The organism is Streptomyces sp. HSS9-12 (assembly GCF_054963655.1).
In genome coordinates this window covers 1-19,210 of the sequence record NZ_JBUEGC010000029.1, presented here as the reverse complement: position 1 = coordinate 19,210, position 19,210 = coordinate 1, and the positions used below count along the sequence as shown (strand labels likewise).

The following is a 19,210-nucleotide window of genomic DNA, read 5'->3' as shown; positions in this document are numbered from 1 at the left end:
GTGGCACGATGCCAACGGACCACCGCCGTGCGCCGGGTGGCTGGGTCGGCGCCGGGCCTCCGGGGGGCCTGGACTGCGCGCCCTCGGGCCTGGCGGCCCTGGGCGGGGGCACCTCCCAGCGGTAGCTGGGGGAGCTTTTACGTCCAGGACCCCACCCCGGAGGCCCCGTCGCCTCCCGTCCGTACCCGGCGGCAGGCACAGCCGTGCCGGTGCAGGTTCGGTGCCGGTGCCGATCCGGCGCGGGGAGGGCGCGGGTTTGCGGGGGCGCGGCCGCGCGTGCGAGCCGGGGCCCCGGCGGGGTGCCGGGCCGTCCGCGAGTGCGGCGGCGGACGCAGGTCGGCGGCCGTACTGGGGCGGTGCCCGCGGGGGGGGAGCGTTAGCGTTCGTACGTGGCCTACTTCGATTCGGCATCGTCCGCTCCTCTGCACCCCGTCGCTCGCGAGGCGCTGGTCGCCGCGCTCGACGAGGGCTGGGCCGACCCGGCCCGGCTGTACCGCGAGGGCCGGCGGGCGCGGATGCTGATCGACGCCGCCCGCGAGGCCGCCGCCGAGGCCGTCGGCTGCCGGCCCGACGAGCTCTCCTTCACCTCGTCCGGCACCCAGGCCATCCACAGCGGTATCGCCGGAGCGCTGGCCGGCCGCCGCCGCATCGGCCGCCATCTCGTCGTGTCCGCCGTGGAGCACTCCTCCGTGCTGCACTCCGCCGAGGCCCACGAGAGGGACGGCGGCTCGGTCACCGAGGTCCCCGTGGACCGTGCGGGCCGGGTGGACCCCACGGCGTACGGACAGGCACTGCGCCCGGACACCGCGCTCGCCTGCCTCCAGTCCGCCAACCATGAGGTCGGAACAACCCAGCCGGTGGACGAGGTGGCAGAGCTCTGCGGTGAAGCCTCGGTCCCCCTGCTGGTGGACGCCGCGCAGTCGCTGCCCTGGGGGCGGGTCAGCGGCGACTGGTCACTGCTGGCCGCGAGCGCGCACAAGTGGGGCGGCCCGCCCGGTGTCGGCCTGCTCGCCGTACGCAAGGGGGTCCGGTTCGCCCCACAGGGCCCTGCGGACGAGCGGGAGAAGGGGCGAGCGCCCGGGTTCGAGAACATCCCTGCGGTGGTGGCGGCCGCCGCCGCGCTCCGGGCGGTCCAGCAGGAGGCCGCGACGGAGGCTGAACGGCTGCGCAAGCTGGTGGACGACATCCGGGCCCGGGTGCCTGAGCTTGTGCCCGACGTCGAGGTCGTCGGGGATCCGGTACGGCGCCTGCCGCACCTGGTCACCTTCTCCTGTCTCTACGTCGATGGGGAGACCGTGCTGCACGAGCTGGACCGGGCCGGGTTCTCGGTGTCCTCCGGCTCGTCCTGCACCTCCAGCACACTGACACCGAGCCATGTGCTGCGGGCAATGGGTGTGCTTTCGGAGGGGAATGTCCGGGTGTCGCTGCCGCTCGGCACCCCCGAGGAGGAGGTTGAGCGGTTCCTCACCGTCCTGCCGGATGTCGTGCGGGGCGTACGCGAGCGGCTCGGCGCGCCGACGGCCGACGCTGCCTCCGCGGCGTCCGAGGCGACGGGCGGGGAGACGCCCGCGCTGACGGTCGACTCGCTGGGCAAGCGGTGCCCGATCCCGGTGATCGAGCTGGCGAAGGTGATCGGGGACGTACCGATGGGCGGTCTCGTGGCCGTACTGGCCGATGACGAGGCGGCACGGCTGGACATCCCGGCGTGGTGCGAGATGCGGGGGCAGGAGTACGTCGGCGAGCGCGCGGCGGAGCGCGGCTCGGCCTACCTGGTCCGCCGCCTGTCGTAGCCGTCGGCGCCTGCGGCGCGGTTGTTTCCGCCCACCCGCCCCATGTGGGCGGGTGGGCGGAGCACCGGGAGGTGGGGGCAGAGCCCCCACAGGGCTGGGTCAGGCCAGGTGGGCCTGAACCTCGGCCGCCGCCTCCTCGCCGTAGGCCTTGGTGAAGCGGTCCATGAAGTGCCCGCGCCGCAGCTCGTACTCCTGCGTCCCCAGCGTCTCGATGACCAGCGTCGCGAGCATGCAGCCCAGCTGCGCCGACCGCTCCAGGGAGAGCTGCCAGGACACACCCGCGAGGAAGCCCGCGCGGAACGCGTCGCCGACGCCGGTCGGGTCGACCTTCGCCTCCTCCTCCGGGCAGCCGACCTCGATCGGCTCCTCGCCCTTCCGGTCGATCCGCACGCCCCGCGCGCCGAGCGTCGTCACGCGCGTGCCGACGCGGCCGAGGATCTCCTCCGCCGTCCAGCCGGTCTTGGACTCGATCAGCGCCGCCTCGTACTCATTGGTGAACAGGTACGCGGCACCGTCGACGAGGACCCGGATGTCGTCGCCGTCGAGGCGGGCGAGCTGCTGGGAGGGGTCGGCGGCGAACGGGATGCCGCGCGAGCGGCACTCCTCCGTGTGCCGGATCATCGCCTCGGGGTCATCGGCTCCTATAACGACGAGGTCCAGCCCCCCGACCCGCTCCGCGACCGGGTGCAGCTCGATGTTCCGGGCCTCGCTCATCGCGCCCGTGTAGAAGGACGCGATCTGGTTGTGGTCGGAGTCCGTCGTGCACACGAAGCGGGCCGTGTGCAGCACTTCCGAGATCCGTACGGAGGCGGTGTCCACCCCGTGCCGGTCCAGCCAGGCGCGGTACTCGGCGAAGTCCGTGCCCGCCGCGCCGACCAGGATCGGGTGCAGCCCGAGCAGGCCCATGCCGAAGCAGATGTTGGGGCCGACGCCGCCACGGCGTACGTCGAGGGAGTCGACCAGGAAGGAGAGGGAGACCGTGTGCAGCTGCTCGGCGACCAGTTGGTTGGCGAAGCGGCCGGGGAAGGTCATCAGATGGTCAGTGGCGATGGAGCCGGTGACTGCGATACGCACGGCGAGAGTGCTCCTGCGGGACGGACCGGAACGGACAGTCAACGCTACCCCGCTCGAATCTCCGCACTCGACCTGGCGAAACTACCCGATAGTAGGGCTTTTCCCCCCGCGTGGCTGGTGCATACGGTGCCTCATACGGGGTCCGCGGCTGTGCGGAGCCCATGGACCGCGCGAGGCGAGCCGAAGGGTGCGCCGCAGTGCCGAGGTCCCTCGAATTCTGCCCGGGGACGCTCCCATTGACCAGGCGAGCGAGCAATGATCGAGCACAGCCGTCGTGGGGCATTCCCCAGGCCGGCGGGCTGAGGGAAGACGTCGGTACGGGGCGCACGAGCCCGGAGACGAGCCGAGCCGAAAGGGAGTTACGTATGCCGAAGCACATGGAGTCCGCTCCCCTGCCGCTCGCCGTGGAGAACGAGTCCCTTGCCGAGCTGCTCGGTGACTGCGCCCGGATGGCGCCGGAGTGGGTGCCCTTCCCGGAGACTGCCGAGGCACCGGTGTCGCCCTCCCTGATTCACGGGGTCACGGTCCCGGCCCGCTCCGCCCATCTGCTGGACGGCATGTCCGACTACGGCGACTGACGCGTCGCTCCCACTCCGGCCCGGGGGAACCGCGTACGCTCCGGCTCCGTCCAATCCGCGTCCCCGTCACCTCGGCGGGTGACCCGAAATCACCCGTCGAGCGGAGTCGAAGGAGCAAAGCGGTGACCACCGAGCACCCCCACGAGGGCACCCCGGAAAGTCCCCCGGCCGAAACCCCGCCGCGCCGGCGGTCCACGCTCGTCGCCGTAGCCGTGGCGGCCGCGGTCCTGCTGGCCGGCGGCGGTGGCGCCTACTGGGCGTCGACCGCTTCGGCCGGCGGCGCCGGCGCCGACACGTCAGGTGCCGGCAAGGACGGCAGTCCCCCACCGCTGAAGCTGGACGGCTACGGCCCCGGCCCCGGATCCGGGAACGGCGAAGGCAGCGTGGGCATCGCCCCAGGAGAGCCGGACCCGTACGGGGTGACCTACCGAACGAAGGGCCCGCTGCCCGACGGGCCGGACTCGGCTCCGGTGTACCGGCCGCAGGGCGATGTCACGCGGGAGCAGGCCGAGCGGCTGGCGAAGGCCCTCGATGTGCCGGGCGCTCCGCGCCTGGACCACGGCAGCTGGAAGTTCGGGATCACCCGGGACGCGGCGGGTCCCACGCTCACGGTGAGCAAGAAGGCGCCGGGCACCTGGACGTACGCCCGCTACGGGATGGGCGGCGGCACCGGCTGTGCGGAGCCGTCGGCGCCCTCGCCCAAGGACAGCCGCGCCGGCAAGAGCAGCGGCGCACGCTGTCCGGCCCCTGGTGACCTGAACAGGGACGGCGCGGGCCCGGTCTCCGAGGCGGCGGCGAAGAAGGCGGTCGCGCCGGTCCTGAAGGGGATCGGGCTGAGCGGCGCCAAGCTCGACGCGGGCCAGACGCTCGGTGCCATCCGGACCGTGAACGCGAACCCGGTGCCGGACAAGCTGCCGACGTACGGCTGGCACACGGGCCTGCAGGTCGGCGCGGACGGGCAGGTCGTGAGCGGCAGCGGCCATCTGGCGACGCTGCGCAAGGGCGCGGACTACCCGGTGCTCGGTGCCGAGGAGACGCTCGCCCTGCTCAACAAGTCCGGCGGGGGCGGCACGGTCGGCATCGCCGGCTGCGCGACGCCCGTACCGCTCAACGAGGACAGTGCCGTCACCAAGCCCGACACGCAGCCGTGCGCGTCAACGAAGGACGCGAAGCCGAAGAAGACGCAGGTGCCCGTACGCGATGCGGTCTTCGGTCTGGCGATCCACTTCGTGGGCGGGCAGGAGACGCTGGTGCCGTCGTGGCTGTACCAGGTGGAGCAGCCGGGCGCGACGGGCCCGCAGCGTACTTTCACGGTCACCTACCCGGCCGTGCAGCAGAAGTACATCGCGCGCCCCTCGAGCACGCCGCCCCCGGAGCCTGCGAAGCCGGGGACCGGGGCCGTGACCCCGGTGCACATCGAGTCGTACAGCATCGACGGCCGAGTCCTGTCCCTGCACTTCTGGGGCGGAGTGTGCAGCGACTACTCGGCCCGCGCCGAGGTGACGGACGGCACGGTGAAGGCCAAGGTCACCGCCAAGGAGCGGAAGCCGCACCAGGTGTGCATCAAGATCGCGAAGCACTTCACCAAGAAGGTGTCCCTGGACAAGCCGCTGGACGGCCGGAAGGTCGTCGACGCCTCCACCGGTAATGACGTCCCGAAGCTGGGGGACCTCCCGAAGGTGCGGTGAACGACCGGCCCATGAGGAAGCGGCGAAGGCTGCGGACCCGAAAGGATCCGCCGCCTTCGCCGTCTGCGTATGGCCCGAAACTCGCTCTTAGTGGAAGGAGTCACCGCAGGCGCAGGAGCCCGTGGCGTTCGGGTTGTCGATCGTGAAGCCCTGCTTCTCGATGGTGTCCACGAAGTCGATGGAGGCGCCGCCCAGGTACGGGGCGCTCATACGGTCAGTGACGACCTTGACACCGTCGAACTCCTTGACGACGTCGCCGTCGAGCGACCGCTCGTCGAAGAAGAGCTGGTAGCGCAGGCCAGAGCAACCGCCGGGCTGAACGGCGACGCGGAGGGCGAGGTCATCGCGGCCTTCCTGCTCCAGCAGGCTCTTCACCTTCGCCGCGGCGGCGTCGGACAGGATGATGCCGTCGCTCACGGTGGTCTCGTCCTGAACGCTCATCTGGTCTTCTCCCGGGTTGTACGGACCGTTGCCCTCGGCTGCAACCGAAGGAGCCCCGGATTCATTCCGGGCCTGGCACGTTCTTTCCGCCTTCATGCTCGCACACCGGCTGGGCTTGGGGCACGGGCTCCCCGCCGACGGTGTGCCACCCGGGGATGCGTCACATCGACACGATCCCCATCGTCAAACTGACACGAAGCAGTTATGATAGATAGCGTCATTTCGACGAAAAGGCTCGTCTCTGCAGAAACAGAAAGGGTGCGTGACGTGACCACCGCCCAAACTCTCGACGTCCAGCCGACTCCGCTCGCCCTGCTCCTCCTCGGCCGCCAGGCCGACCCGAAGAGCGAGCGCGGCGTGGAGTGCCCCGGTGACCTGCCCGCCCCGTCCGACCCGGACCTGGTGGAGCGGGCCCGTGCGGCCAAGGCGAAGCTCGGGGACAAGGTCTTCGTGCTCGGCCACCACTACCAGCGCGACGAGGTCATCCAGTTCGCCGACGTCACCGGCGACTCCTTCAAGCTCGCGCGGGACGCGGCCGCCCGGCCGCAGGCCGAGTACATCGTCTTCTGCGGTGTTCACTTCATGGCGGAGTCGGCCGACATCCTGACCAGCGATGAGCAGCAGGTCGTCCTGCCGGACCTGGCCGCGGGCTGTTCCATGGCCGACATGGCCACCGCCGAGCAGGTGGCTGAATGCTGGGACGTGCTGACGGAAGCCGGGATCGCCGAAGTGACGGTCCCGGTCTCGTACATGAACTCCTCCGCCGACATCAAGGCCTTCACCGGCAAGCACGGCGGCACGATCTGCACCTCCTCGAACGCGAAGCGGGCGCTGGACTGGGCCTTCGAGCGGGGGGAGCGCCGGCAGAACAAGGTCCTCTTCCTGCCCGATCAGCACCTGGGCCGCAACACGGCGGTACGGGACATGGGGATGTCGCTGGACGACTGCGTCGTCTACAACCCGCACAAGCCGGGCGGCGGGGTGACGCCTGAGGAGCTGCGCGCGGCGAAGATGATCCTGTGGCGCGGCCACTGCTCGGTGCACGGGCGGTTCTCGCTGGACTCCGTCAATGACGTCCGTGAGCGGATCCCGGGGGTGAACGTGCTGGTGCACCCCGAGTGCAAGCACGAGGTCGTGGCGGCGGCGGACTACGTCGGCTCGACGGAGTACATCATCAAGACCCTGGAGGCCGCGCCGGCCGGGTCGAAGTGGGCGATCGGCACGGAGCTGAACCTGGTCCGGCGGCTGGCCAACCGCTACGCCGACGAGGGCAAGCAGATCGTCTTCCTCGACAAGACGGTGTGCTTCTGCTCGACGATGAACCGGATCGACCTGCCGCACCTGGTGTGGGCGCTGGAGTCCCTGGCCGAGGGCAAGGTGGTCAACCGGATCCAGGTCGACGCGGAGACGGAGAAGTTCGCGAAGCTCGCGCTGGAGCGGATGCTTGCCTTGCCGTAGGCAGCGGTTCGGGGGCATGCGTTCCGCGGGGCTGGAGGCACCTCCGGGGGGCACCCCCAGCCGTAGCTGGCTGGAGGCACCTCCTGGGGCGCACCCCCAGCCGTAGCTGGCTGGAGGCACCTCCTGGGGCGCACCCCCAGCCGTAGCTGGGGGAGGGCGGCCCGAACCGGCCACCGGTCACGGTCTGCAACGGTGCGCCCGGGGCTGTCTCATACGCGGCTGCACGCAGGTAGGTTGTGCCCCCACCCGTTCCGCAGGGCGGAACGGGTGGGGGCACAACGGGGCTCTGTGCGTCAGACGCCCGCGGGTTCCGGGGCGCGGGTGTCGCCCGCATCCGCACCTTCGGCCAAGCGGCCATCCCGCTTGGCCGCCCGCTTCGTACGACGCCGCTCCTTGCGGAGCTCGATCATCGCGTACAGCGTCGGCACCAGCAGCAGCGTGAGCAGCGTCGAGGTCACCAGACCGCCGATCACCACCACCGCCAGCGGCTGCGAGATAAAGCCGCCGTCACCGGTGATCGACAGTGCCATCGGCAACAGCGCGCAGATCGTCGCCAGCGCGGTCATCAGAATCGGCCGCAGCCGGTGCCGGCCGCCCTCGACCACCGCTTCGACGATGCCGTAGCCCTGCGCCCGGTACTGGTTGATCAGGTCGATCAGCACGATCGCGTTGGTGACCACGATGCCGATCAGCATCAGCATGCCGATCAGCGCCGGGACGCCCATCGGGGTGCCGGTGGCCACCAGCAGGCCGATCGCGCCGGTCGCCGCGAACGGGATGGACACCAGCAGGATCATCGGCTGCACCAAGCTGCGGAAGGTCGCGACCAGCAGCATGAAGACGATCGCGATGGCCGCGAGCATGGCCAGGCCCAGCGAGGAGAACGCGTCATCCTGGTCCTGCGAGACGCCGCCGATCTCCGCGGTCGCGCCCTCGGGCAGATCCAGCGCGTTGATCTTCGACTGGAGCTGAGCGCTCACCGCGCCGGTGTTGTCGGCGGTCGGCTTCGCGGTGATCGTGGCCGCCCGGGCCCCGTCGATCCGGGTCATCTGCACCGGCCCGGCCACCGTACGGACGTCCGCGACCTCGCGAAGCTTCACCGTGCCCGCCGCGGTGGGCAGCGGCAGGTTCTTCAGCTGGGCCTCGGTCGTCGCGGGCTTGGCGGACTTCACCACGATGTCCCGCTCGGTGTCGTCGAGGAGCGCCTTGCCGGAGGTGGTACCCCGTACCGCCTGCGCCACGGCCTGACCGAGGGTCGCGTCGGTGAAGCCGTACCGGGCCGCGCGGTCGTTCGCCGTGACCGAGATCCGCGGGACGCTCTGCGCGAGGTCGCTCTGGACGTCGGTGACGTCGTCGAGCCTGGCGACCTCATCGCGCACCTTGTCGGATGCCTCGCGCAGCACCTTCGCGTCCGCGGCCTTGACCACGACGCGCAGGTCCTGGTTGCCGAAGCCGTCGCCGACCGCGACCGTGGTCTGGCCGATCCCCGGCCCCAGCTTGTCGAGCCCGTCGCGGATCGCCTTGATCGCCGCGTCGGAGCCGCCGGAGTCCTTGAGCTTCACCTGGTACGAGGCCTGGTTGGCGCCCGTACCACCGCCGAAGGCCGCCATGATGCCGGAGGAGCCGACCGTGACCTGGTAGTCCTTGACCTCGTCCAGGCCGGCCAGCATCTTCTCGACCTTCTTCGCGGACGCGTTGGCGGCATCCAGGCTGGTGCCGGGCTTCAGCTCCTGCTTGATGGAGAGGGTGTCCTGGTCGCCCTGGTCGAAGAAGTTGGTCTTGAGCAGGGGCGCCATGCCGAAGGTGCCGACGAGCACCGCCACGGCGATGACCAGGCTGGTGAAGCGGCGGCGGGTGGCGAACCGCAGCACCGGCACGTACAGCCGCTGCAGCAGGCTGCGCGCCTCCTTCGCCTCGGCCTGCCGGCGCAGCTCCTCCGCGTCAACGCCGGCACCGGTCTTCGGAGCGCGCAGGAACCAGTACGCGAGCACCGGCACGACCGTGAGCGAGACGATCAGCGAGGCCAGCAGCGCGACCGTGACGGTCAGCGAGAACGAGCCGAACAGCGCGCCCACCATGCCGCCGACGACACCGATCGGCAGGAAGACCGCGACCGTGGTGAGCGTCGAGGAGGTGATCGCCCCGGAAACCTCGCGGACCGCGGTGAGGATCGCGTGCTGCCGCTCCTCGCCGTAGGACAGGTGCCGCTTGATGTTCTCCAGCACCACGATCGCGTCGTCGACGACCCGGCCGATGGCGATGGTCAGCGCGCCCAGCGTCAGCATGTTCAGCGACAGATCACGGGTCCACAGCACGATCAGGGTGATGACCACGGACAGCGGGATCGACACCGCCGTCACCAGCGTCGAGCGCAGCGAGGCCAGGAAGACGAGGATCACCACGACGGCCATGAGCAGGCCGAGCATGCCCTCGGTCGTCAGGCTCTCGATGGCCCGGGAGACCGCCGGGCCCTGGTCGCTCACGACCGTGAGCTCCGCTCCGGTGCCCAGGTCCTTGCGCAGCTCGGGCAGCTTGTCCCGGACCGCGTTGGAAATGGCGACGGCGCTGCCGTCCTGACCCATCGTCATGACGATGCCGAGGCTCGGCCGGCCGTTGGTACGGGTGATGGAGGTGGCCGTCGCGGGCTCCTCCTTCACCGTGGCGATGTCGCCCAGGCGTACGGGCTTCGCCGCCCGGTCACCGCCCGTGGGAGCGCCCGAAGCGGGGGCGGGCGCGACGCGCAGGCCCTCGATCTGCCGCAGGGTGGTGAAGCTACCGCCCACCTGGACGGTCTTGCTGCGGCCGTCCTCGGGGAAGGAACCGGCCGGCATGGACGCGCCGCCCGCCTGCAGGGCCTGCCCGATCGCGGCCGGCGTCAGACCGGCCCGCGCGAGCTTCGCGTCGTCCGGTGTGACGGAGACGATCCTCTCCTGGACGCCCTCCACCCTGACCTGGCCGACGCCGTCGATGTCCTTCAGCACCGGCACGACGGTGCGGTCCACCCGGTCGGCCAGCGCCTGCTGGTCCTGACGGGAGGAGGAAGCGGCCAGGACGACGGCCGGCATGTCGTCCGTACCCCCGGCGACGACCTGCGGGTCGACGTCCTCCGGCAGCTGGGCGCGGGCCCGGTTCACGGCCTGCTGGACATCGGCGGTCAGCCGCTTGGTGTCATTGCCGTAGTCGAACTGGGCCATGATCACGGCCGAGCCCTCGCTCGCCGTGGATGTGATGCCCGTGATGCCGTCGACCGCCTGGATGGTGTCCTCCAGGGGCTCGACGACCTGCTTTTCGACCACATCGGGCGACGCGCCCTGGTACGGGGCCAGCACCGACACCATGGGCAGGTCGATGGACGGCAGCAGCTGCTGCTTGAGCTGGGGAATCGCTACGGCTCCGAAGGCGATCGCGACAATCGCCATCAGGGCTATCAAACCCCTTTGTACGAGGCTGATTCTGGACAGCCAGGACATGGGTGAAGGTCTCTTTTCGTTGCTGATCGATGCGAGCGACAGAAAAGGGCACAACGGCCCGCTTATATGATCAGCTATGCGTAAGGGTGTTTTCGTCGCTCCCAGGTCGGTTCTCTTCACCGGCCGTGTACCGCGCTCGCAGTACGCGCCTCTCCACCCTCTCCCCCGCCACGTTCGCCGGGCACCTACGGGTCATTGCGGGGATCTTGGGCGTACCAGGCCCGACTCATAGGCGATGACGACCAGTTGGGCCCGGTCGCGGGCCCCGAGCTTGGCCATCGCCCGGTTGACATGGGTCTTGACGGTCAGTGGGCTGACCTCCAGCCGCTCGGCGATACGGTCGTTGGAGAGCCCGCCCGCGACGAGGATCAGGACCTCGCGCTCGCGGCCGGTGAGCGTGGCCAGCCGCTCGGCCTCTTCGCCCCCGCTCTCACCGAGGCCCGAATCCTCACTCTGCGCCAGGAACTTGGCGATCAGTCCCTTGGTCGCGGCCGGGGAGAGCAGCGCGTCCCCGGCGGCCGCGACCCGGATCGCGGACAGCAGCTCGCCGGGCTCCGCGCCCTTGCCGAGGAAGCCGCAGGCCCCCGCCCGCAACGACTGCGCAACGTACTCGTCGGCCTCGAAGGTCGTCAGCATCACGACGCGGACGCCGTCCAGCGCCGGATCCGCACTGATCTCGCGGGTGGCGGCGATGCCGTCCACGCCGGGCATGCGGATGTCCATGAGGACGACATCGGGAACGGTCTCCTTGACGAGACGGACGGCCTCCGCGCCGTCGGACGCCTCCGCGACCACCTCCATGCCGGGCTCGGACTCCACCAGGACGCGGAACGCGCTGCGCAGCAGCGCCTGGTCGTCCGCCAGCAGTACCCGTATGGTCACGCCGCCCCCTCCCCGGCCTTGACGGTCGTCAGCGGCAAGCGTACGTGCACCCGGAAGCCGCCTCCGTATCGCGGCCCCGCCGTGCACTCGCCGCCCAGCGCGGCGGCCCGCTCACGCATGCCCATCAGGCCATGACCGCCGGAGACGACAGGGCCTCCGGCGCCATCGTCGACGACCAGGATCTCCAGCAGGTCACCGGCCCGGGCGATACGGGCGACCGCGCGGGTGCCCTCGCCCCCATGCTTGTGCGCATTGGTCAGGGCCTCCTGGACGACCCGGTAGGCGGTCAGGTCCACGGCCGCCGGCAGATCGCCGATGACGGCGGACGCCTGCTCCGGGCTGCGGCTGTGCCACGGGCCTCGCCCCTGCCCGTCCGGCCGCCCCGTCGGCTCGGTCGTGGACAGCTCGACCTCCACCGGCAGTCCCATGCGCCCGAAGCCGTCGATCAGCTGGTCCAGTACGCCAAGTCCGGGGGCGGGCTCGGTCGGTGCCTCGGGGTCGCCGGACTGGCGGAGCAAACCGACCGTCGCACGCAGCTCATTGAGGGCGGACCGGCTCGCCTCCCGTACGTGTGCCAGGGCCTCCTTGGCCTGGTCCGGCCGGTTGTCCATGACGTGGGCGGCCACTCCCGCCTGCACGTTGACCAGCGCGATGTGGTGGGCGACGACATCGTGCAGCTCGCGGGCGATCCGCATCCGCTCCTCGGCGACCCGGCGCCGGGCCTCCTCCTCACGGGTCCGCTCGGCCCGCTCGGCCCGCTCGCGGATGGCGTCGACGAAGGCCCGGCGGCTACGGACGGCGTCGCCCCCGGCCGCGGCCATGCCGGTCCACGCGAAGAGAGCCAGATTCTCCTGTCCGTACCAGGGGCGGGGCCCGAAGAGCATGGCGGCGGCGGTCAGGCCGACGGCGGTGAGGGCGCCGACCCGCCAGGTGGTGGGGCGGTCGGTGCGGGAGGCGACAGTGAAAAGCGCGACCACCACGCTCATTCCGACAGGGGCCCGGTCGGCCTCGCTGGTGACGAGCTCCACCAGGGTCACCAGGCCGGTGAAGCCAAGCACGCCGAGCGGCGCCCGGCTGCGTACGACCAGCGCCCCGCACGCCAGCACCGAGAGCAGCACGCTGGTCACGTCCAGATGCCGGTGTTCGAAGTGCGGGCCGTACCGGCCGTGCGGGTCGGCCACCGATCCGATGAGGATCAGTGCGAACACGACCGCGGCCACGAGAGCGTCGAACGCGAGCGGGTGAGCGCGCAGCCAGCGCTGGGGGCGGGCGAGGCCCTGCCCGACGGCGGGGGAGGTCACGGCAAGCAACGGTAAGCGGTACGAGGTGCCGTACGCACCGCGCGTCCCCCGCAGAGACGGCATCGCGCCCCGCTTCCCCGGGTGAGGAAGCGGGGCGCGATGCCGGGGTCCTGTGGGGGTAGCGCGGTACGGGCCGGTCAGCCGGGGATGAGCCCCTCATCGGTGAGTATGGCCCGGACCTCCTCGAGCGTGGCGTCCGGTGCGGGGAGGATCAGCTCGGACGGCTCCAGGGAGTCGTCGGGCAGCGGCTCGCCAAGCTCGCGGACCGCGCCGAGCAGCGCGCTGAGCGTACGCCGAAAGCCGGCCTCGTCACCGCTTTCCATCTCGGCGAGCAACTCGTCGTCCAGCTTGTTGAGTTCGGTGACGTCGCTGTCCGCCAGCCTCAGCTGCCCCTCACCCATGATCCGTACGATCACGACGACCTCCCGTTGTGCCGATCCGGGCAAGGGCTGCTACTGCTTGTCCAACCGGTTCTGGCCCTGGGACTGCCGGCCCTGCCGGCCCTGCTGCTCCGCCTGACCGCCCTGCTCCTGACCGCCCTGCTCCTGACCGCCCTCGATGGCCTGAGGAGCGCCGCCGCCCGCGAGCTCGGCCTTCATCCGCTGGAGCTCCAGCTCGACGTCGCTGCCGCCCGAGAGCCGGTCCAGCTCCGCCTGGATGTCGTCCTTCGCCATGCCGCCCGGCTCCTCCAGCGCGCCGGAGGCCAGCAGCTCGTCGATCGCACCGGCCCGCGCCTGCAGCTGCGCCGTCTTGTCCTCGGCCCGTTGGACCGCCAGGCCCACGTCGCCCATCTCCTCGGAGATGCCGGAGAAGGCCTCGCCGATCCGGGTCTGCGCCTGGGCAGCGGTGTAGGTCGCCTTGATGGTCTCCTTCTTCGTACGGAAGGCGTCGACCTTCGCCTGCAGCCGCTGGGAGGCCAGCGTCAGCTTCTCCTCCTCGGCCTGCAGCGTCTGGTGCTGCGTCTCCAGGTCGGTGACCTGCTGCTGGAGCGCGGCCCGCCGGGAGAGCGCCTCACGGGCCAGGTCCTCACGGCCCAGCGCGAGGGCCTTGCGTCCCTGGTCCTCGTACTTCGCCGACTGCTGCTGCAGCTGGTTCATCTGCAGCTCCAGCCGCTTGCGGGACGTTGCCACATCCGCCACACCACGGCGCACCTTCTGCAGCAGCTCCAGCTGTTTCTGGTACGAGTAGTCGAGGGTCTCGCGCGGGTCCTCGGCCCGGTCAAGGGCCTTGTTGGCCTTCGCGCGGAAGATCATCCCCATCCGCTTCATGACACCGCTCATGGGCCTCGCGCGCCCCCTTCTCCGGACTCGGGCTACAGCACCTCTTCAGACCCCACAGTACGGGCCATGCCTCTATTACCGCACTGATCGGGCGCCGATGCGCTCCTCCTGCAGGACGAGCACCACACAGTTCCTCCGGCGCAGGGATGAGGACGCCGCGGCCGGCGCCCCTGCCGTTGCCGGATCGTTCCCCAGGGGGCTGGGGTCCACACTCCGGACGCCGTACGCTTGGGTTTTGTGTTCCGAAGCCGTTCCAAGGATGAGCAGGCCGCGACCCATCAGGTGACCGCGGACCAGCAGAAGCAGACCCGCGACCCGCAGGCTCCGAAGGGTCGTCCCACTCCCAAGCGCAGCCACTCCCAGCGGCGCCGCACCCTGGCGTCCCTGCCGACCAGCCGCAAGGAGGCCACGCGGCGGCAGCGTGAGGCGCGGCGGGCGGACCTGGCGCGGCAGCGCGAGGCCCTGGCCAGTGGCGACGAGCGGTACCTGCCGCTGCGAGACAAGGGCCCGATCCGGAGGTTCGCCCGCGACTGGGTGGACTCCCGGTACGTCGTCGCCGAGTTCTTCCTGCCGCTGGCAGTGCTGATCCTGCTGCTCAGCATGGTGCCGTCCATGCAGGTCAAGAACATCTCGCTGCTGCTGTGGCTCGTCGTGATCGTCCTGATCGTCATCGACTCGATCGTGATCGCGATCCGGCTGAAGAAGCAGCTGCGCAGCCGCTTCCCGGACGAGAACCTGCGCGGCGCCGTTCCGTACGCCCTGATGCGCACCCTGCAGATGCGTCGGCTGCGGCTGCCGAAGCCGCAGGTCAAGCGCGGAGAGAAGCCCTGAGCGACACTGCCGGCTTCAGCGGCGCCTCCGGCTGGCTCCGCGGTCTGAGCGGACTGCGGAACATCGTTCGTCAGGAGCTCGTGGCCCGTCAGCTCGAGGAGCAGATAACCAGCCGTTTCCCGGTCGGGCAGCGGCTGCGCGTCCTCGACGTAGGTCTCGGCCAGGGGACGCAGGCCCTGCGGCTGGCCCGCGCGGGCCACGAGGTGACGGGGCTGGAATCCGACCCGCAGATGCTGGCGGTTGTGCGGGGCGCCCTGGCCGACGAGCCGGAGGGGATACGGGCGCGGGTCCGGCTGTTCGAGGGCGACGGGCGCGACACCGGCGTGCACTTCCTGCCGGGCAGCTTCGATGTGGTGCTGTGCCACGGGGTGCTGATGTACGTCGCCGAGCCGGATCCGCTGCTGGCCGGTCTGGCCCGGGTGCTGGCTCCCGGCGGGCTGCTGTCGCTGCTGGTACGGAACGCGGACGCGCTCGCCATGCGGCCGGGGCTGGCCGGTGACTGGGACACCGCGCTGGCCGCCTTCGACTCGCCCTCGTACACCAATCGGCTGGGGCTGCGGGTGCGGGCCGACCGGCTGGACGCGCTGACGGCGACGCTGGCCGGGATCGGCGCCCCGCTGCACGCCTGGTACGGGGTGCGGGTCTTCACCGACCAGGCCGCCGACGACGCCAAGCCGGTGAGCGAGCGGGAGCTGGAACGGATCTTGGCCGCGGAGGAGCGGGCCGGGCGTACGGATCCGTATCGCGGGGTGGCGGCGTTGCTGCACTTGTGTGGGGTGCGGGGCTGAGGGGTGCGGGGCTGAGGGGTGCGGGGCTGAGGGGTGCGGGGCTGAGGGGTGCGGGGCTGTGCGGGTCACGGGCTCGCCGCCGTGGCGGGTGCCGGGGGCCGGGGCCTCCGGGGTGGGAGGCCTGGACTGCGCGTTCTCGGGCCTGGCGGCCCTGGGGGCACCTCCTGGGGTGGAGGTAGGGAGCTTTTACGTCCAGGACCCCCTGCCCCTGCGGACGACCCGGGCCCCCTCCCGCTCTGGCTCCCGTACCCCCGCGGTCGGATGCCATCGGCCACAGCCGCGTTCCGGCGGCGGCCTCAACGACGCCGGGTCAGACCTGCTCGGCGTGCAGGCTCATCGGGCCGTAGACCTTCGTGCCGTCCTCGAAGAGGGTGACCTGGTCGGCGCCGCCGTCAAGCAGTTCCCGCCACACCTCGCCGATCCAGGACTCCGCGTCGCCCTGCGTGGTGAACTCCTCGGGCTGCACCGCCGGTTCGGTCTCCGTCCCGTCGGACTTCTCGAACCGCCACGTCCATGCCATGTCCGCCTCCTGAGTCCCGCCGAGTACGTGCTGCCCGCAGCCTAACGGGCCGATCAGGTGTCCCCGCGCGCCCCTCGCGCCACGACGCGAGACGATCAGTGCGTGGAACTGACACTGCTCGGCACCGGGAACCCCAGCGGACTGCCCCGTCCCGACTGCCCGTGTGCGAACTGCGCGACCTCCGTCGGCAGCGAGGCGCGGGCCGCTACCGCGCTGCTCGTGGACGGAGCCCTGCTGATCGACCTCACCCCCGGCGCGGCGCTCGCCGCTGCCCGCGCGGGGCGCTCGCTCGTCGGCGTACGGCAGGTGCTGCTCTCCCATCCGCACGACGGCCCGGCCGTCGAGGTTCCGGCGGGCCTGCCGGCACCGGGCCGGGTGCCGGAGGGGCGCGAACTGGCGCTGATCAGCGGGCATCGGGTACGGGCCGTGGCGGTCGATGTGCCGGGGACCGGGTACGCGGTCACGAGCCCGGACGGCTGGGCCCTCCACGGCGCCGGCCCGGCCCGGCTGCTGTATCTGCCGCCGGGGGCCGCGCCGGCGGGCCTTGCCGAGGACGTCGTGCCGTACGACATGGTCCTGCTCGACGTCATCGGGCGGCCGGACGCGCTCGCCCGGCTGCGCGCCGCGGGGGCTGTCACGGCGACGACGGATGTGATCGCCGTGCATCTGGACCACGATGTGCCACCGGGTGCGGAGCTGCGCCGGCGGCTGGCGTCGGCCGGGGCGCGTGCCGTGCCGGACGGGCAGACGCTGGTGGTCGGCGAGTACCACGCCGTCCCCGACCTGCCGCGGCGCACGCTCGTGCTGGGCGGCGCGCGCTCCGGGAAGTCGGTGGAGGCCGAGCGGCGGCTGGAGTCCTTCCCGGACGTGCTGTACGTCGCGACGGGCGGCACCCGTGACGGCGACCTCGACTGGGCGGACCGGATCGCCCTCCACCGTGAGCGACGGCCGAGTTCCTGGCACACGGTGGAGACGTGCGATCTGGTCCCGCTGCTCGCCGAGGAGGGGCCTCCACTGCTGATCGACTGCCTCGCGCTGTGGCTGACGGATGCGATGGACTCCGTCGGGGCGTGGGATGACGAGAAGTGGCGCGAGGGCGGGGAGCGGGCGCTGCGGGAGCGGATCGAGGCGCTGGTGGCGGCGGTACGGGGGACGCGGCGCAGGGTTGTCGCCGTGTCGAACGAGGTCGGTGCGGGGGTGGTGCCGGCGACGGCTGCGGGGCGGCGGTTCCGGGATGAACTGGGGCGGCTCAATGCGTTGTTCGCGGCGGAGTGCGAGCACGTTCTCCTGGTGGTAGCGGGCCAAGCCCTGCCCCTCCGCGGCTAACGCCCCGCCTCCGGCCGTGTTTGCCCGCTCGCGACCTCTTCCACGGCTGACGCCGCCGCCCACGCCCCGCCCTCCGGGGGCTTTCCCGCCCGGGCAGACCGGATCGAGGCCGGACCGGGCGATGACAAGGTGACGGGAGACAGCGTCTCGCTCACCGGCGACGCCACAGGCGCCGACGACGACATCCTCAACGCGGGCCTCTTCCGAAATGGTTCGTCGGTAAGGCGTTTCCGCGTGCTCTGGGCGCAGGCGCACCGGCCTTCGGACCTGCCCCCCACAGCGCCGCCCAGCAGCGTCCAGGAGGCCGGCACCTGGGGCCGGCTCCCCGCCGGAGCGACGGTCGCCAAGGGCGAGATCTTTTGGGGGCCGGTGGAAAAGGGGCTGGCGCGAAGCGCCGGGCCAACGTCCGCCGGGCCGGGCGTCATGCCGGCCCTTGCGCGGGGTGGCGCTCCCCTCGAACCGGGCGCGGTCTGCCGGGGCAGGGAAGCGGGCCGCCTCCGCAAAGGGCACGGGCTGTCCGGGGCGGGTGGGTGGGAAGAGGCGTCGGCGCGAAGCGCCGGGCCGGGGCGGGGCGGGCGGGGAAGGCGGCCCTGTCCCCCGCAGGGCAGGGAATGAGGGCCGGAGCGGAGCGCCGGGTGGGGGCGGTGGGGGCGAGGGCCCTCCGGCGTGGAACGGCCGCCGCGGCGAGCGGTAGGGTTCCGCGGATGAGCGGCCTCAATCTCGACGACTTCGGCAATCTGATCGAGCGCCCCGATGCCGGCGTCCGGCGTGACGCCGAGGAGCGGCGGGAGCGCCTGACCGTACCCCCCGGTGCACTCGGGCGCCTTGACGAACTCGGCGAATGGCTCGCCGCCGCCCAGGGCGTGGTGCCCGTCAGGCCCATCGAGCGTCCCCGCGTGGTGCTGTTCGCGGGTGACCACGGCGTCGCCGCACTCGGGGTCTCCGCCCGCCCCGCGGGCACCGCGCACCGCCTCGTGCGCGCCGCGCTCGAGGGCGAGAGCGCTGTCGCCATCCTCGCCCGCCGCTTCGGCGCGGAGCTGCGCATCGTGGACATGGCGCTGGACTGCGACCCGGCCGAGTTCCCCGAGGAGCTCGTACGCCACCGGGTGCGCCGCGGCTCGGGCCGTATCGACGTCGAGGACGCGCTGACCGCCGAGCAAGCGGAGCAGGCGTTCCGGGCCGGCATGGCGATCGCCGACGAGGAGGCCGACTCCGGCACCGATCTCGTCGTCCTCGGCGATCTCAGCGTGGGCGGCACCACCGCCGCGGGCACCCTGATCGCGGCGCTCTGCGGTACGGACGCCTCCGTCGTAACCGGACGCGGCGGCGCGGGCATTGACGACCTCGCCTGGATGCGCAAGTGCGCGGCCATCCGCGACGCACTGCGCCGCGCCCGCCCCGTACTCGGCGATCAGCTGCAACTGCTCGCCACGAGCGGCGGTGCCGACCTGGCCGCGATCACCGGCTTTCTGCTGCAGTGCGCGGTGCGCCGTACGCCCGTGCTCCTCGACGGAGTCGTCTCCGCGGCATGTGCGCTGGTCGCGCAGCGCGTGGCGTTCCGCGCGCCGGACTGGTGGCTGGCCGGCCAGGCCAGTGGCGAGCCGGGCCAGGCGAAGGCGCTCGACCGGATGGCGCTCACTCCCCTGCTGGACCACGGCGTCACAGTGGGCGAGGGCACGGGTGCCCTGCTCGCGCTGCCCCTGGTGCAGGCGGCCGCGGCCCTTGCGGCGGAGCTGCCGGAGCACCCGTCGGCGGAGCAGTCCGAGCAGGCGCCCGCGGACAG

General features: G+C 71.8%; 16 protein-coding genes. 8 read left to right on the top strand and 8 right to left on the bottom strand.

Going from position 1 to position 19,210, the window contains the following annotated elements; all coding sequences use genetic code 11:
• Positions 1-389: 389 nt before the first annotated feature.
• Positions 390-1,790 (top strand): aminotransferase class V-fold PLP-dependent enzyme, encoded by a 1,401-nt coding sequence (locus ACY34J_RS17030; RefSeq protein ID WP_462727400.1) that lies wholly within the window; start codon positions 390-392, stop codon positions 1,788-1,790.
• Between the two features lie 99 nt (positions 1,791-1,889).
• Here the strand turns inward: ACY34J_RS17030 and ACY34J_RS17025 are convergent, their stop codons facing one another.
• A complete protein-coding gene (locus ACY34J_RS17025) occupies positions 1,890-2,864 on the bottom strand; it encodes a carbohydrate kinase family protein (protein WP_462727401.1) in 975 nt (324 codons plus the stop codon).
• Between the two features lie 365 nt (positions 2,865-3,229).
• Between ACY34J_RS17025 and ACY34J_RS17020 the strand changes: the two genes are divergently transcribed.
• Together ACY34J_RS17020 and ACY34J_RS17015 are read left to right on the top strand one after the other, a co-directional pair.
• Positions 3,230-3,442: a hypothetical protein gene (locus ACY34J_RS17020; protein ID WP_462727402.1), complete on the top strand. Its 213-nt coding sequence runs from the start codon at positions 3,230-3,232 to the stop codon at positions 3,440-3,442.
• 122 nt (positions 3,443-3,564) lie between these two features.
• Complete coding sequence (locus tag ACY34J_RS17015; RefSeq protein WP_462727403.1) at positions 3,565-5,130, top strand: hypothetical protein; 1,566 nt, start codon at positions 3,565-3,567, stop codon at positions 5,128-5,130.
• Positions 5,131-5,217: 87 nt separating this feature from the next.
• On the opposite strand, the gene ACY34J_RS17010 is transcribed toward ACY34J_RS17015, so the two are convergent.
• On the bottom strand, positions 5,218-5,571 hold the full coding sequence (locus ACY34J_RS17010; protein WP_462727404.1) for a HesB/IscA family protein: 354 nt from the start codon (positions 5,569-5,571) through the stop codon (positions 5,218-5,220).
• Between the two features lie 267 nt (positions 5,572-5,838).
• Between ACY34J_RS17010 and nadA the strand changes: the two genes are divergently transcribed.
• Entirely contained in the window at positions 5,839-7,029 is a 1,191-nt protein-coding gene (gene nadA / locus ACY34J_RS17005; RefSeq protein WP_462727405.1) for a quinolinate synthase NadA, read from the top strand.
• Between the two features lie 293 nt (positions 7,030-7,322).
• On the opposite strand, the gene ACY34J_RS17000 is transcribed toward nadA, so the two are convergent.
• The 5 genes from ACY34J_RS17000 to ACY34J_RS16980 form a co-directional block, all read right to left on the bottom strand.
• Positions 7,323-10,499, bottom strand: coding sequence for an efflux RND transporter permease subunit (locus tag ACY34J_RS17000; RefSeq protein ID WP_462727406.1), 3,177 nt, complete (start codon positions 10,497-10,499; stop codon positions 7,323-7,325).
• Between the two features lie 192 nt (positions 10,500-10,691).
• Positions 10,692-11,381, bottom strand: coding sequence for a response regulator (locus ACY34J_RS16995; protein ID WP_462727407.1), 690 nt, complete (start codon positions 11,379-11,381; stop codon positions 10,692-10,694).
• Positions 11,378-12,691 (bottom strand): sensor histidine kinase, encoded by a 1,314-nt coding sequence (locus ACY34J_RS16990; RefSeq protein WP_462727417.1) that lies wholly within the window; start codon positions 12,689-12,691, stop codon positions 11,378-11,380. The genes ACY34J_RS16995 and ACY34J_RS16990 overlap by 4 nt, the downstream gene beginning before the upstream one ends.
• Before the next feature lie 128 nt (positions 12,692-12,819).
• Positions 12,820-13,098 carry a PspA-associated protein PspAA gene (pspAA, locus tag ACY34J_RS16985; RefSeq protein ID WP_462727408.1) on the bottom strand — a complete coding sequence of 93 codons (279 nt, stop codon included), beginning with the start codon at positions 13,096-13,098 and terminating at the stop codon, positions 12,820-12,822.
• Positions 13,099-13,134: 36 nt separating this feature from the next.
• Positions 13,135-13,962, bottom strand: coding sequence for a PspA/IM30 family protein (locus ACY34J_RS16980; protein ID WP_462727409.1), 828 nt, complete (start codon positions 13,960-13,962; stop codon positions 13,135-13,137).
• Positions 13,963-14,199: 237 nt separating this feature from the next.
• Here ACY34J_RS16980 and ACY34J_RS16975 point away from each other — a divergent pair, with 237 nt between their 5' ends.
• Both ACY34J_RS16975 and ACY34J_RS16970 read left to right on the top strand, forming a co-directional pair.
• Positions 14,200-14,793, top strand: coding sequence for a DUF3043 domain-containing protein (locus ACY34J_RS16975; protein WP_462727410.1), 594 nt, complete (start codon positions 14,200-14,202; stop codon positions 14,791-14,793).
• Between the two features lie 80 nt (positions 14,794-14,873).
• On the top strand, positions 14,874-15,581 hold the full coding sequence (locus ACY34J_RS16970) for a class I SAM-dependent methyltransferase (RefSeq protein WP_462727411.1): 708 nt from the start codon (positions 14,874-14,876) through the stop codon (positions 15,579-15,581).
• Between the two features lie 310 nt (positions 15,582-15,891).
• Here ACY34J_RS16970 and ACY34J_RS16965 read toward each other — a convergent pair whose 3' ends face one another.
• Entirely contained in the window at positions 15,892-16,101 is a 210-nt protein-coding gene (locus tag ACY34J_RS16965; protein ID WP_462727412.1) for a hypothetical protein, read from the bottom strand.
• Positions 16,102-16,203: 102 nt separating this feature from the next.
• Between ACY34J_RS16965 and ACY34J_RS16960 the strand changes: the two genes are divergently transcribed.
• Both ACY34J_RS16960 and cobT read left to right on the top strand, forming a co-directional pair.
• Positions 16,204-17,427 (top strand): bifunctional adenosylcobinamide kinase/adenosylcobinamide-phosphate guanylyltransferase, encoded by a 1,224-nt coding sequence (locus tag ACY34J_RS16960; RefSeq protein WP_462727413.1) that lies wholly within the window; start codon positions 16,204-16,206, stop codon positions 17,425-17,427.
• Positions 17,428-18,131: 704 nt separating this feature from the next.
• Positions 18,132-19,210 (top strand): nicotinate-nucleotide--dimethylbenzimidazole phosphoribosyltransferase (gene cobT, locus ACY34J_RS16955; RefSeq protein ID WP_462727414.1); only part of this gene is annotated, 1,079 nt, incomplete at its 3' end.